We start from the raw sequence: 1,396 nt of genomic DNA, 5'->3' as shown, positions 1-1,396 counted from the left end.
CAAGGCCGTGAAGTTTGCGGCTGGTCGAGGTCGTCAAGTGCTGAGATGAACAACGGAGTCCCTGGTAGAACGGTGTCGACCAAGATCACCGTGCAGGAACTCCGTTGGATACCCAGTCTGTCATCACCCGTACTGTCCGTGTGGCCGGGGGCCGCTTCGCCCCTGGCCACATCGGTGAGCTCACTCAGCTCATACCCTTCGAGATGGTCGACGAGGCCCTGAAGGCCACCGGCCGGGTCCAGTCGAGGTTGCGGGATCTGCCGTCTCGTGTGGTCGTCTACCTGCTGCTGGCCGCGTGCCTGTTCCCGGAGGTGGGATACCTCGGCGTATGGCGCAAGCTCACCGGCGCGCTGGCCGGTCTGCCCCTCGCCGCGCCGTCGGCGAGCGCGTTGGCCCAGGCCCGCCGCCGTATCGGCGCCGCACCACTGAAATGGCTGTTCGACCTGCTGAAAGGCCCCGTGGCCGGTCCGCGGACACCGGGGGCACGATGGCGCGGGCTGCTGGTAGTCGCGCTGGACGGCACCACCATGACCCTGCCCGACAGCCCCGCGGTCTTGACCAGGTTTACCAAGCAGGCAGGCAACCACGGCGGGACCGGCTACCCGCAGGTCCGCCTGCTGGCTCTGGTGGCCTGCGGCACCCGCACCCTCATCGACGCCGTCTTCGGACCCACCACCTCCGGCGAGACCACCTACGCCCCGCGCATGCTGCGCAGCCTGCAGCCCGGGATGATCCTGCTGGCCGACCGCAACTTCGCCGCCCAGAAACTGGTCAAAGACATCGCAGCCGCCGGATCCGAGGTCCTGGTCCGGCTCAAGAACGGCCGCCGCATGCCAGTGCTGGCCCGCTACCGGGACGGCTCCTACCTCTCCACCCTCGGCCCGGTACCCGTGCGCGTCATCGACTGCGAGATCACCATCAAAACGGCGGCGGGACAGCACACCGGCCTCTACCGGCTCGCCACCACCCTGCTCGACCACCACCGCCACCCGGCAGCCGAACTGGCCACCCTGTATCACCAGCGGTGGGAGATCGAGACCGCCTACCTGGAGCTGAAGTCGACCATCCTCGGCGGCCGTGTCCTGCGCGCCCGCACTCCCGAAGGCATCGACCAGGAGATCTACACCCTGCTCGTGGTCTACCAGCTGCTGCGGACCGCCATGGCAGACGCCACCAGCACCCAGCCCGGCACCGACCCGGACCGGGCCGGCTTCTCCATCGCCTGGCAGGCCGCCCGCGACCAAGTCGTCCTGGCCGCGGGCGTCATTGCCGGCACGGTCATCGACCTGGCCGGCACCATCGGCCGGCACGTCCTCGCGGGCCTGCTGCCCGAACGGCGACTACGGGTCAGCCCCCGCATCGTCAAACGCGCCATCTCCAAGTACCAGGCCCGCGG

General features: G+C 69.1%; 1 protein-coding gene. It reads left to right on the top strand.

The window, feature by feature from the left end; all coding sequences use genetic code 11:
• Positions 1–104: 104 nt before the first annotated feature.
• Positions 105–1,396, top strand: a 1,292-nt coding sequence (locus tag ACY34J_RS28940; protein ID WP_462729593.1) for an IS4 family transposase, incomplete at its 3' end; no start/stop codon positions are given.

This window comes from Streptomyces sp. HSS9-12 (assembly GCF_054963655.1).
The sequence above is the reverse complement of the archived record's forward strand: the minus strand, read 5'-3'. Positions and strand labels throughout refer to the sequence as shown.